The 12,237-nt window shown below is 41.7% G+C and carries 9 protein-coding genes; 7 read left to right on the top strand and 2 right to left on the bottom strand.

Annotated elements, in window-relative coordinates:
* Nucleotides 1-21 precede the first annotated feature (21 nt).
* The gene (plsY, locus tag DYI25_RS06890) at nucleotides 22-606 is read right to left on the bottom strand and encodes a glycerol-3-phosphate 1-O-acyltransferase PlsY (RefSeq protein ID WP_213367672.1); all 585 of its coding nucleotides are present in this window, start codon (nucleotides 604-606) and stop codon (nucleotides 22-24) included.
* A gap of 260 nt (nucleotides 607-866) precedes the next feature.
* On the opposite strand from plsY, the gene DYI25_RS06885 reads away from it, so the two are divergent.
* From DYI25_RS06885 to helD, 7 genes are all read left to right on the top strand, one after another.
* The gene (locus DYI25_RS06885) at nucleotides 867-2,285 is read left to right on the top strand and encodes a phospholipase D family protein (RefSeq protein ID WP_342032483.1); all 1,419 of its coding nucleotides are present in this window, start codon (nucleotides 867-869) and stop codon (nucleotides 2,283-2,285) included.
* A 236-nt stretch (nucleotides 2,286-2,521) separates the two neighbouring features.
* Complete coding sequence (locus tag DYI25_RS06880) at nucleotides 2,522-3,826, top strand: purine/pyrimidine permease (protein ID WP_213367671.1); 1,305 nt, start codon at nucleotides 2,522-2,524, stop codon at nucleotides 3,824-3,826.
* A 109-nt stretch (nucleotides 3,827-3,935) separates the two neighbouring features.
* Nucleotides 3,936-4,349 (top strand): CoA-binding protein, encoded by a 414-nt coding sequence (locus tag DYI25_RS06875; RefSeq protein WP_213367670.1) that lies wholly within the window; start codon nucleotides 3,936-3,938, stop codon nucleotides 4,347-4,349.
* 102 nt (nucleotides 4,350-4,451) lie between these two features.
* On the top strand, nucleotides 4,452-5,564 hold the full coding sequence (locus DYI25_RS06870) for a sugar diacid recognition domain-containing protein (RefSeq protein WP_213367669.1): 1,113 nt from the start codon (nucleotides 4,452-4,454) through the stop codon (nucleotides 5,562-5,564).
* Between the two features lie 122 nt (nucleotides 5,565-5,686).
* A complete protein-coding gene (locus tag DYI25_RS06865; RefSeq protein WP_213367668.1) occupies nucleotides 5,687-6,955 on the top strand; it encodes a GntP family permease in 1,269 nt (422 codons plus the stop codon).
* A gap of 74 nt (nucleotides 6,956-7,029) precedes the next feature.
* Nucleotides 7,030-8,163: a glycerate kinase gene (locus DYI25_RS06860; protein ID WP_213367667.1), complete on the top strand. Its 1,134-nt coding sequence runs from the start codon at nucleotides 7,030-7,032 to the stop codon at nucleotides 8,161-8,163.
* 289 nt (nucleotides 8,164-8,452) lie between these two features.
* Nucleotides 8,453-10,780 (top strand): RNA polymerase recycling motor HelD, encoded by a 2,328-nt coding sequence (gene helD / locus DYI25_RS06855; RefSeq protein ID WP_213367666.1) that lies wholly within the window; start codon nucleotides 8,453-8,455, stop codon nucleotides 10,778-10,780.
* A gap of 52 nt (nucleotides 10,781-10,832) precedes the next feature.
* On the opposite strand, the gene DYI25_RS06850 is transcribed toward helD, so the two are convergent.
* The gene (locus DYI25_RS06850; protein WP_213367665.1) at nucleotides 10,833-12,227 is read right to left on the bottom strand and encodes a S8 family peptidase; all 1,395 of its coding nucleotides are present in this window, start codon (nucleotides 12,225-12,227) and stop codon (nucleotides 10,833-10,835) included.
* Nucleotides 12,228-12,237 lie beyond the last annotated feature (10 nt).

The raw sequence follows: 12,237 nt of genomic DNA, 5'->3' as shown, positions 1-12,237 counted from the left end.
ATTTTTGATTGTTTAAAAATGTTAAAGCCACTTGATTTTTGGCTCTGTTTTATTGCGGATTCTCGCAATATTAGCACGATGCCTGTAAATAACGAAGGTAGCCAGGACCGCAACAACGACTATCAAAGGAAGGTCCTGGGTAAACAGTGCGTAAATGAACGCGGCTATACCAGTTAGAATGGAAGATAGAGAAACATACTTTGTTATGTACAAGCTGATGAAAAAGATAATGAGCATGAACAAGAATAATACCGGTATATATGCGAGTAAAACACCACCGGAAGTAGCGACCGCTTTTCCGCCTCGAAATCCTGCGAAAATCGGATACATGTGTCCAATCACAGCAAAAACTCCTACCAATAGCATATGGAGATCAGCATTTAGAAGCAAAGGAAGAGTTGCTGCAAGAGTTCCTTTCAAAACGTCAGCAATGCTTACTACTAAACCAGCTTTTACCCCCAATGTCCGGAATGTATTTGTACCGCCTAAATTTCCGCTCCCATGTTCACGGATGTCTTTGCCATAGAATACTTTCCCGATAATGAGGCCAGAAGGTATTGAGCCCAGCAAGTAAGCTAGAATAATTATAATTGCGTTTAATACCATGAAATATTCTCCTTTTAAGATTTTAAGGTTCTTCTATTTTACCATGTTCTCTTAAAAACTCCATGCAATTCTTGAACAAAACTGAATCCGGACGGATGGCCAGCTGGTTATATAGTATTTTTTAGACTAAATCCATGACACTTTGATTCATTAATCGGCTCACTTCCTTGCTTGCTAAGTTTATAGCTTGCTGAATAAGTGAATAAGGAAGTAAACTATTCAATTTTAAGGAGTCCTTCTAAATGAGGATGAGAAAGAGTTTGTCTAAAAAAAATTCGTTATTTATTTTAATGATCCTTGCAATAATAGTAGTCATCACTGCTGTCTATCATACGCACAAAGATCTTCCTGAAGGCTTATCGTATGAGGGGGATGTCCATAACGTAAAGGATGTCCGCTTTTTATACGATTTAACCTACAAAGGGCAAGATGGTGAACAAAAGTACGAGCATCATATTTTCGATACGATACTGCAAAGGATAGAGGAAGCTGAGGATTTCATCGTCCTGGATATGTTTTTATTCAATGGCTATTATAAGAAAGATATGGGCTATCCCGAATTAAGCGAATCGATTGCTGAAAAACTTATTGCCCAAAAGAAAAAGAATAAAAATCTCAAAATCGTATTCATCACAGATGAAATTAATTTGACATACGGATCCCACAAATCCGGCATCTTGAAGGAACTTCGGGAAAATGACATAAAAGTTATCTTCACTAACCTGGATCCGTTAAGGGATTCCAATCCATTATATACAGCTGTTTGGCGCGTGTTTTTCCAGTGGTTCGGTGAATCAGGGGAAGGCTGGATTCCGAACCCGATGGCAAAGAATGCTCCTGACGTGACGCTCCGCACCTATCTTGAACTACTAAACCTGAAGGCGAATCACAGGAAAGTGTTCGTCACTGAGAAAACAGCTATTGTTTCATCTGCGAATCCGCATGATGCAAGCGGATTCCACTCAAACATCGCCTTTGAAACAAGCGGAAATATAATCGGAGACATTCTTGAATCTGAGCAGGCTGTAATCGACTTCTCAGGAGGAGGAAAACTCCCTGTATACACATCTGTAAAAGAAAAAGGACCTATTAAGGTCCAAGTTCTAACAGAGGGGGAAATCCTCAAGCATCTCCTGCACGAACTGAAAAAAACGGGGGAAGGGGATCATATTTGGTTAGGTATGTTCTATCTTGCCGAAAGGAAAGTAATCGACGAAATCGACAAGGCAGCAGACCGGGGTGCGAAAATCAATATTATACTTGACCCAAATACTAATGCATTTGGCAATCAGAAATCGGGTCTGCCCAATATTCCTGTGTCAGAAGAAATCATGGAATTTGGCAGCAATAACATTGAGATTAAATGGTACAATGCTGGCCAAGAGCAATATCACGCAAAAATGATCTACTTTGAACGCGGTAAAAAAAGCCTGGTACTCGGAGGGTCCGCCAACTTCACCCGTAGGAATCTTGATGATTTAAATCTTGAAACCAACATGAAAATAACAGCAGCCTCCGATAGTGAATTCATCAAGGGTGTTGATGATTATTTCAATAGAATCTGGAATAACGACGGAGCAAGGTTCACACTTGATTACGAAGAAAATAAGGACAAGTTGACTCCCTTTAAATATATAATCTACTGGATTCAAAGAATATTATGGTTCACAAGCTATTAGCGAAAAGGGCACCCTATGTGGGATGCCCTTTTTATATTGAATCGGTTGCATGATCAAAAGGATAATCCTAAAAAACGCTTCTCATGTACAACATCTTTAAATACGATAATATTATAGGCACAGGAATAAGGGATTCCCATATAGAATTAGGATAAATATCCTTCCACTAAAAAGAATATGAATCCGATGCTTTAATGTTTATAAATATTACTATGCCAAGAAAATGGAGAATTCATATGAAGACATTACTATCCGCCATACAGTGGATGGCATTTATTATTGCAGGTTCAATCGTTGCACCGATTGCAATCGCCGACTTATTCCAATTGAATGATTTGGAGACGACAGGACTGGTCCAGAGGACGATGTTTGTATTGGGGATTTCGAGTCTGCTGCAGGCTCTGATTGGCCATCGTATGCCAATTAACGAGGGACCAGCTGGCCTATGGTGGGGTGTATTTACAATATATGCTGGGTTAAGTACGACACTGTTTTCATCTAACATTGAAACCCTGCAGTCCCTCGAAGGAGCCATGATCATCAGCGGAATTGTCTTTTTCCTATTAAGTTTATTAAAACTTATAGATAAACTGGCAAAGCTGTTCACACCTGTAGTCAGCGGGATTTATTTACTTTTACTCGTCATTCAACTAAGCGGCTCATTCCTGAATGGAATGGTGGGACTCGGTGGGGGACGAAGTGAAGTCAGTCTTCCTACCGCTTATTTCAGCATCTTATTGGTTGGCATTACCTTCTATTTAACACGACATCGGATTAAGTGGGTTAGCCAGTATGCAATTTTAATAAGCCTAGCCGCTGGCTGGGTGCTATTTTCAATTTTGGACCTGGGAAAAGCATACGAACGATACAATGGGGCAACAATAGCCATTCCGGAGTTTTTCGCATTTGGCAAGCCCATCTTCGATTCCGGGTTAATCGTGACTTCTATTTTTATCACTTTCCTATTAATCACAAATATGTTAGCGAGCATAAGGGTTACTGGACAAGTCTTAAAAGATATGGGATCGGACAATTCTGGTTTTCGCTATCGGGCCAGCGGTTTTACAGCAGGCATCAATCAGATCCTTGGAGGAGTTTTCTCAGCGATTGGCTCTGTTCCAATCTCTGGTGCAGCAGGATTTATCGCTACAACTGGAATTACAAGGATTCTGCCTTTTATCATAAGTTCTTTGCTAATTATTTTAGCTAGCATGCTGCCACACGTGATGTCTTTATTCGCGGCACTGCCTGCACCTGTTGGCTACTCCGTCACTTTTGTTATATTCGTAAATATGATTGGAATTGCTTTCTCGGAGTTCGATCGTGAGAACGATAAAATGAGGATTCGGGTCGTCATTGGAACTTCCCTTCTGGCCGGTGTAGGGGCAATGTTCATCCCAGGAGAAGCTTTCCGCAACATCCCGCCTGTCCTTGTGTCCATCCTTAACAATGGTTTAATCCTGGGTACGTTGATTGCCGTCGTCGCTGACCAATTCACACTTATGCAGAAAAGGAGAATGAACAAAGTTAAATCTTCTTAGTTTGTTAAGGCTGTTTTCATAAGTTACCGTTAGGCAAGTTGATTTGAGTCTTCCTAATAGTGCGATAAAATAAGGTAAGGGTCATAATAATCCATAGGAGTGATAGTATATGGCAATTAAAAATCCAAGCCGGGAAGAAATCGGCCAAATCCTTAAGAAGGCAAAAAGGATTGCAGTTGTGGGATTGAGCGACAATCCGCAACGGACTTCCTATATGGTATCAAAGGCAATGCAGGCAGCTGGCTATGAAATCATTCCAGTCAATCCAACTGTTGAGGAGGTGCTTGGGGTTAAAGCTGTTAAAACGCTTAATGAAATAGAAGGCCACGTAGATATCGTAAATGTTTTCCGTCGTTCGGAATACTTGTTGGAGGTTGCGAAAGAATTTGCGGAAATGGATGCTGAAGTTTTTTGGGCACAGCTTGGCCTAGAGAACGAGGAGGCGTATAACTTCCTGACAGATAAAGGATATACCGTAATCATGGACAGATGCATAAAAGTGGAACACGCTTTAACAAAATAATTATTGTGCGTGAGGACTCATGTTCTCACGCTTCTCTTTTGTAATCGTAAATAATCGGTCATAATGATATGTATTCAAGTTTTGCAAGGCAGGGATTTTGATATGGAATTTTTAAATAAACAGCTAGCTCAAGAAATTGTTGACAGGACGATGGGAATCATTGGAAAGAATATCAATATCATGGATAACCAAGGTGTAATCATTGGATCAGGGGACAAAAAACGCATCGACGACATTCATGAAGGTGCAGTCATCGTGATCAAACAAGGGACTGGTTTTGAAATAACCGATGAGGAGGCTAAAAGTCTCCAAGGGGTAAAGCCGGGCATCAACCTGCCCATTTATTTTGATGGCAAAATCATGGGTGTTATAGGGATTACTGGTACCCCGGATGAAATTAGAAGCTTCGGAGAACTCGTGCGCATGGCGGCTGAGCTTAGCCTTCAGCAGGCGGTATTGATGAACGAGATCCAATGGGATGAAAGGTTAAAAGAGGAGCTCGTCAGCCAAATCATCCATTATGAAGGGAAACATGACCCACTTTTCCTGGAAAGAGCTATGCGTCTCGGGATTGATTTAGAATTGCCCAGGGCCGCTCTCATCCTTATGACTCCTGACCGAAAGAAAACATTTGCCTATTTAAAAAGCCGATTAAAAAAAGAAGACCTATTGCTCATGCAGAATGACAGGATTGTTGTATTAAAAGTAGTACCTGCGGTCGACTTTGATCATTACCTAAGAAAAATAACCGGAGACTGGTGTAACGGTTTAAGAAAAAATGCTAATATTCAGGTTAAAATTGGAGCTGGTCCATACCATGAAGGATTGTCAGGGTTCTCAAAGTCCTATCGGCAGGCGGGTTATACACTAAACTCCGGTCTGAAATTAACTCCACAAAATGACATTTTCATGTATGAAGATTATTACCTACCAGTATTCTTGTTAAGTGCTTCTAAAACAGGCCTCACAGAAGAGTTGCAACCATTCTATAAAATTTTAAAAGAGAAGGATGTTAAGGGAGAGCTTACTGAATCTTTAAAAGCGATTATCGAAACAAACAGCGATATGAACAAGGCTGCGCAAAAGCTGTTTGTACATCGGAATACCCTTCGGTACCGGCTTGATAAGATTACAGAAATAACAGGAAAGGATCCCCGAAAAACGACCGACTTGCTACATCTGTATTTATCGTTTCTAAATAATGAGCTGGAATGAAATTGTGCAAATGCACAAAAGATCTGTTCTATTACAGGTCTTTTTTTGATAGTTTGACTAATGTAAAACCAATAGATAGCGCTTACAATTGGGTTACAAAAAAGTTTTGAGGAGGAATCACCTTGGATATTCAAGTAAGCGCTTTCGGTGCAGTCGTAGCACTCATAGTAGCTATTTTCCTTATTTTAAAGAAAGTTTCACCTGCATATGGAATGATCGCAGGGGCCCTAATCGGAGGACTTGTAGGCGGAGTAGATGTCACTAATACTGTTGCCTTGATGATGGAGGGTGCGAAAGGAATTATACCCGCAGTATTAAGAATCCTGGCTGCCGGTGTACTTGCGGGAGTCCTGATTGAATCAGGTGCTGCTGCAGTAATCGCAGAAACAATCGTTAAAAAGGTTGGCGAGACGCGGGCGCTGCTAGCACTTGCCATCGCGACAATGATCCTTACTACTGTTGGGGTATTCGTTGATGTTGCTGTTATCACTGTTGCTCCAATCGCTTTAGCGATCGCAAACAGAGCAGGTATTTCCAAAACAGCCATCTTGCTTGCAATGATTGGTGGCGGTAAAGCCGGTAATATTATGTCCCCGAACCCGAATGCCATTGCTGCGGCAGATGCATTCCAAATTCCATTGACTTCTGTCATGGCTGCGGGAATCATCCCGGCAATATTCGGGTTGACTGTGACTTATATTTTAGCTAAAAGGCTTGTAAATAAGGGGTCAAACGTCACCGCTCAAGAAAGTGAAACAGCAATTAACGGGAAGCTCCCGATGATTGTTCCTGCTGTTGTCGCTCCTTTAGTAACGATTATCCTGCTTGCCCTTCGACCTTTATTTGATATTAACATCGACCCAATGATCGCCCTGCCTGCAGGGGGGATTGCCGGAGCTCTTGCAATGGGCCGAATCAGACATATCAATGACTTTGCAGTGGCAGGTCTCGGTAAAATGTCAGGTGTAGCTATTATGCTCCTTGGTACAGGTACACTTGCGGGAATCATCGCTAATTCTGGGTTAAAGGATGTCTTAATTAACAGCCTGGATGCACTTGGTCTTCCAGCATTCGTCCTTGCTCCTGTATCTGGTATTTTCATGTCAGCTGCAACTGCTTCGACAACAGCAGGAACAGCAGTTGCATCCCAAGTATTCGGAACAACCATTTTGGAAATGGGTGTCACTGCATTAGCTGGTGCTGCAATGGTTCACGCTGGTGCAACTGTACTTGACCACCTTCCACACGGAAGCTTCTTCCACGCAACAGGCGGAAGTGTCAATATGGAAATCAAAGAACGTTTGAAATTGATTCCTTACGAAACAGCTGTCGGTTTAACTCTTGCAATCGTATCGACACTAATCTTTGGTATCTTCAAGTTTTTCGGATAAGTAAAATTGGTCTGGATTTTCTTTAAAGTCCGGACTTTTGATTTCAGGGTATCCATTGAGAGGAGAAAACGAGCATGAAAATTGTAATCGCACCTGATTCATTTAAAGAAAGCCTTACCGCGCTTGAGGCAGCTACGGCGATCGAAAATGGCATGAAAAAGATCCTCCCTGAGGCCAGCTTCGTAAAGGTACCGATGGCAGATGGAGGCGAAGGAACCGTTCAATCCCTCGTTGATGCCACTGGAGGGAAAATAATCACCAAAACTGTGACAGGACCTCTCGGTACACCGGTTGATGCATTTTTCGGCATTTCCGGTGATGAAAAGACAGCTGTCATAGAGATGGCTGCCGCTTCAGGACTACATCTTGTACCACCCGGAGACAGAAACCCGCTGGTTACTACCACTCGGGGTACAGGTGAATTGATCGCTGCTGCTCTGGACCATGGTGTTGAACATATCATTATTGGAATTGGCGGAAGTGCCACGAATGATGGAGGAGCGGGCATGGCCAGAGCCCTTGGCATCATGCTTCTCGATGCTGATGGAAAAGAAATTGGCGAGGGCGGAGGAGCTTTGAATTCGCTTGCTGCGGTCAAAATGGATGGTATAGAAAAACGGCTGGAAGAAGTAAAAATTGAAGTTGCTTGCGATGTAGATAATCCGTTAACAGGTCTAAAAGGCGCATCACATATTTTCGGACCACAAAAAGGGGCAACACAAGATGTGGTTGAAGTATTGGACAACAACCTTCACCATTTTGCTAATATCATTCGTACGGATCTTGGCAAGGATATTGAACATGTTTCAGGCGCAGGCGCAGCAGGAGGACTTGGTGGCGGATTGATGGCATTCCTGTCTGCTGAATTAAAAAGAGGGGTAGACATTGTTCTGGACGCTACCAAGCTTGAAACACATTTACAAGACGCCGATTTTGTCATTACTGGAGAGGGCAAGATTGATGGTCAGACGATCTTTGGGAAAACCCCGATTGGCGTGGCCAAGACTGCGAAAATACACAATGTACCGGTAATTGCAATCGCGGGTAATGTAGCATCGGACAGTGAGGTTGTCCACGAGCATGGGATCGACGCTGTATTCAGCGTAGTACCAGGTGTCATTTCTTTGGATGACGCATTTAAAAATGCTCACACTTATGTCGAAAGAATTGCTGCGAATATCGCATCCGTGATCAAACTTAGCAAGTAATTATTTGTAAAAACTATAAAAAACCGCGTGCTTCAAATAAGCACGCGGTTTTTATGTTTAAAAAGGTTAGAATTCGAATAAATATATATAAGATATATGTAGAAAATAAAAAAGCACCTTAAAAGGTGATATTAGGTAAAAGGTATTTGTAATAAAAATAGGTACATAGTAAAATGAAAGTTGGTAATGTTTATCTTGTATTCATACACATAGTAATTCTATTATAACATTAACATAAATAATATTGGGAGTCAAGTAAAAGAGCATAGAGTTTGGGGAGTGATTTTTCATGGAAGAAAAGCAGCTTAAAGATTTAGAAATGGAACAGGAACGAGTCAATTCCATCATTGAGGAAATTGATAAAAAAGCAGCGAAATGGAATGAAAGTTCAAGTGATGTTGGCTCAGATGCTCTTCAAATCAGAAAAACCTTTTGGGAAGATGTTACCGTCAACTTTGACGAAGCAGATGATGTAGCGGAAACCTTCACGAGTATTAAGCAACAGGCCGCGCTTTTATCCGAGCGTGAACGGACACAATCCCAGATGATCAGGCAGCTTCAGACTTTATCACGCCTCAGGTTTTCTCCTTATTTCGGCAGAGTCGATTTTAAAGAAGACGGTGAAAATAAAGCCGAAAGAATATACTTAGGCATTGCGACTCTAATGGATGAACAGGAAGAAAACTTCCTGATTTATGACTGGAGAGCGCCGATATCAGGCCTTTATTACGACTACTCCCCCGGTCCGGCCCAATATAAAACAGAAACAGACATCATCGAAGGATCGATGGAGCTAAAGCGCCAGTTTGTGATAAAGGGTGGCAAAATTAAAGCAATGTTTGAAACCGGGGTTACAATTGGCGACGAAATGCTTCAGGAAGTCCTGGGCAACAATGCCGATACCCAGATGAAAACCATTGTGGCAACGATCCAGAAGGAACAGAACCAAATCATCCGCAATGACTCGAGCAGTCTGGTTGTTGTACAGGGTGTGGCAGGGAGCGGCAAAACCTCTGCTGCCATGCAGCGCGTTGCTTATTTACTATACAAGTACAGGAATATCATCACATCGGAAAATATCATGTTATTCTCACCCAATCCGCTTTTCAATAGCTATGTTGCTACGGTTTTGCCGGAGCTTGGAGAGGAAAATATGCAGCAGGCTACATTCCAGGAGTATCTTTCAACGCGGTTTGGCTCTGAATATGAACTGGAAGATCCTTTTGAACAAATGGAATTCCTTCTTGAAGCAGAAAAAAATGATACTTATTTTGACAGGATTGAAAGCATACGTTTTAAGGCAAGTTTGGAGTTTAAGGAATTATTGGATCAATACACAGAGAAATTAGCCAAGGGGGCTCTTGCTTTTAAGAGTTTAGGCATAAAAAAACGAGCAATCATTTCAAAGGAAGATATCGCGTCATACTATGATTCACTAGATAACAACATTTCAATTCCAAATAGAATTCAGCTTGTTAAGGAATGGCTTCTAAAGGAACTCAAAAGAAAATCAAAAGCAGAATTGTCTCAGGAATGGGTGGAAAAAGAGATTCAATTTCTTGAAAAAGAAGATTACCTGGAGGCATACAAGCAAAGCCAGCAAAAACAGGGTGGAGACGATGATACATTCCATGATTTTGACCGTGAGCAACAGTGGCTATCGCAAATGGTAGTCAAAAGACGTTTCAAGCCATTGTTCAATGCAGTAAAAAGATTAAAATTCATTAATATCAGAGCCATATACATGAATTTCTATAAGGATGGTCATCTTAGGACTGAATCAATGCCTGAAAATTGGGCAGCCACATGTGAACAGGCAATCAGTAATTTGGAAAAGAGGTATATTGCATATGAGGATGCAACTCCTTTTCTTTATTTACAGGATTTAATTGAAGGCAGGAAATCGAATACGTCGATTCGCCATGTTTTCATTGATGAAGCTCAGGACTATACTCCTTTCCAGTTTTCATATATTAAAATGCTGTTTCCATACAGCAAGATGACTTTGCTTGGTGATATAAATCAGGCGATTTATTCGGGACCAACAGGAGCCCCAACAATTCTTGCGGAATCAGCTCTTGAATTTGGAGAAAAGGAACTATACAGGCTTACCAAGACATACAGGTCAACGAAGCAAATCGTTGAATTTACCCGCCAACTCATCGAGGAAGGAGATATGATCGAGCCTTTCAACCGTACGGGACCAAAGCCGGTTATTGTCCGCAGCCACGAAAGCAGCGACCATATTCTGAAGGCTAATGAACTAATTTCCGAGTTGGAGAGATCAGGACATAAAAACATCGCGGTTATTTGCAAAACTGCCAAAGAGAGTAAAGCGGCTTTCGAGGGAGTCAAACAAGCGCATGATGCGAGGTTGATTGAAAAAGGGACCATGACATTTGAGAATGGGGTTAATGTTGTACCGACATATCTCGCAAAAGGCATTGAATTCGACGCGGTGATCATTTACGATTCATCGTCCTACACAAGGACAGAAGAAAGGAAATTATTATATACTGCGTGTACAAGGGCAATGCATGAGTTATATGTCCTTTCCAAAGGAAAACTTAGTCCGCTTCTCGAAAAAGTTGATGAACAACTATATCATCTGGTATGAAAGCAACAAGCCGCCATTATTTTGGCGGCTTGTTGCTTTAGAAAATACCCATTTACCTGAACCAGTCAAGCAACGACTTTTGTTGTTTACTGATGTGTGGCCGTTCTTTACTCGCTTCCTGCAGTGCTGAATTTACATCAATTAAGCCATTTCCAAAGTCGATATCTTTTCCTTGCTCACCAAGGTCAATCGCGGAATTCTTAATGATCTTGATAACTTGCGAACTTTTTAACTCTGGATTAGCCGACTTGATTAATGCAGCAAGACCGGCGACGTGTGGAGCGGCCATCGAGGTCCCAGAAAGGGCAGCGTATTGTTCATTGAAATAAGTGCTCGGTATATAAACACCTGGTGCAGAAATATCAATATAATCACCGTAGTTTGAGAAGCTGGCTCTGTTACCGTTATAGTCTACTGCAGATACACTCAATACTTCAGGATATGCTGATGGGTAAGTAGGCTGATCGGAGCCGTCATTGCCAGCTGCAGAAACCATGACGACGTCTCGTTCATAAGCATATCGTACGGCTTCCTCAAGAACCTTTGAAGGCTGGTAATTGCCAAGACTCATATTAATGACATCCGCTCCGTGGTCGACCGCCCAGACGATCCCTTTTGCGATATCGAAAGTAGTACCATAGCCTTTTGCTCCCATCGCTTTTATCGGCATGATTTTACTGAACCATGTCATGCCGGCGACACCCTCGTTATTATTCGTTTCCGAAGCAATGATGCCTGCAACATGAGTACCATGGCCATTATCATCATCAGGCTCTGCCTTTTCATCGATCACATTATAGCCTGATACAAGCCGGTTCCTTAAATCCGGATGATCCAAGTCTACACCAGTATCAACGATCGCTATTTCAATTTCTTCATTTCCGCGACTTACCCTCCATCCTTGCTCTGTACCAATCACTGGCAAATTCCATTGATAATTCTCCTGGTAAAGCAGGTCGTTAGGTCCGTTCACTTCATTCTGCATTAAGATAAAATTGGGCTCAGCATATTCGATGTTTTTTCTCTGGTTAAAGTACTCAATCATTTCCGGAGTTTCCATTACTGTTGACCTGAAAATATAAATGGAGTTTAGATGCTTGATGACCCAGCCTTTGATGTCACGCGTAATTTCATCTAATTCCTCTACGCTTGGTTCATTTACAAAATCAACTGTGGCTTCATGGTCATAATAGTGGCTTGTATCCTTTTTGTTATGAAAAATTAGTGTGACTTCATCTTGTGTATCCAGTTGCTTTTTGATTTTCTCTCCCATCTCCACATTATTCGCCTTAGCCATAGACCGCGCCATCATAATTCGTTGACCCGAGCCATGGGTTGTGGCTTCAGAATCATTTTTATCAGCATCACTCCTGAATACCCCGCCTGCAGTAAGGCCAAGAAGAAGGATTAATGATAACCCAAGAATGAACACCTTCGTTCTTCTCATAAATAAAAGT

It is taken from the genome of Mesobacillus boroniphilus, from assembly GCF_018424685.1.
Classification (GTDB): domain Bacteria; phylum Bacillota; class Bacilli; order Bacillales; family Cytobacillaceae; genus Mesobacillus; species Mesobacillus boroniphilus_A.
Note: the sequence above shows the minus strand (reverse complement) of the source record. Positions and strands in the feature narration are given on the sequence as shown.

Coding starts and splice junctions, on each gene's coding strand:
- DYI25_RS06850 (WP_213367665.1), bottom strand. CDS start 12,227: ATGAGAAGAACGAAGGTGTTCATTCTTGGGTTATCATTAATCCTTCTT.
- DYI25_RS06860 (WP_213367667.1), top strand. CDS start 7,030: ATGAAAATTGTAATCGCACCTGATTCATTTAAAGAAAGCCTTACCGCG.
- DYI25_RS06875 (WP_213367670.1), top strand. CDS start 3,936: ATGGCAATTAAAAATCCAAGCCGGGAAGAAATCGGCCAAATCCTTAAG.
- DYI25_RS06880 (WP_213367671.1), top strand. CDS start 2,522: ATGAAGACATTACTATCCGCCATACAGTGGATGGCATTTATTATTGCA.
- plsY (WP_213367672.1), bottom strand. CDS start 606: ATGGTATTAAACGCAATTATAATTATTCTAGCTTACTTGCTGGGCTCA.
- DYI25_RS06870 (WP_213367669.1), top strand. CDS start 4,452: ATGGAATTTTTAAATAAACAGCTAGCTCAAGAAATTGTTGACAGGACG.
- helD (WP_213367666.1), top strand. CDS start 8,453: ATGGAAGAAAAGCAGCTTAAAGATTTAGAAATGGAACAGGAACGAGTC.